Source organism: Clostridium sp. Cult2 (genome assembly GCF_021655075.1).
Taxonomy (GTDB): Bacteria; Bacillota; Clostridia; order Tissierellales; family Tepidimicrobiaceae; genus Schnuerera.
Window position 1 is genome coordinate 1 of sequence record NZ_PPXX01000045.1, and the last position, 509, is coordinate 509.

At 27.9% G+C, this 509-nt stretch carries 1 protein-coding gene and 1 pseudogene; both read right to left on the reverse strand.

What is annotated here, in order from left to right; genetic code table 11:
- A partial coding sequence (locus C3E90_RS04750) for a type II toxin-antitoxin system VapC family toxin (protein ID WP_236914523.1) occupies positions 1–338 on the reverse strand: 338 nt, incomplete at its 3' end.
- Positions 329–509: pseudogene (locus tag C3E90_RS04755) on the reverse strand (hypothetical protein); the annotation flags it as partial. The gene C3E90_RS04750 and the pseudogene C3E90_RS04755, both read right to left, overlap by 10 nt.

The window sequence follows — 509 nt, forward strand, 5'->3', positions numbered from 1 at the left end:
CCTGTAGCTAAAATTATCGCATCTGGAGTTTTAATATTATAATTAGCCCTAAGCCTTGATGCTATATCTGCAATTTTATAATCCACATCAATAATTGAGAGATTTGGGTAATTGGACAATATTAATTTGTACCTATTTTCTAAAAAGACATTATTATCTTTTTTAGGTTTTACTAATATCTCCATAAAAGATACTATTGACATAAAAGCTTCATTTCTACCATCTTGTATATCTATAAAAATTTTCTCCAATTTATCTGCATAATTATGATTATCTTCAAAATAATATATAAAACAATTAGTGTCGAGTAATATAGTTTCTCTATTGTTTATTCCCATGATTCTCTTTCCTCTTTTATATATTCATTAGTGTCAATATTGTTCCATAATTCCTTTCCTAATCCTCTCATAACTTTTGCAAAACTATCTGGCTTTTCCATTAATAAGATTTGCCTAGTTTCTTCGTCATATAGCCATATAATTTCAGCACCTGGTCTCAATCCTGCTTTT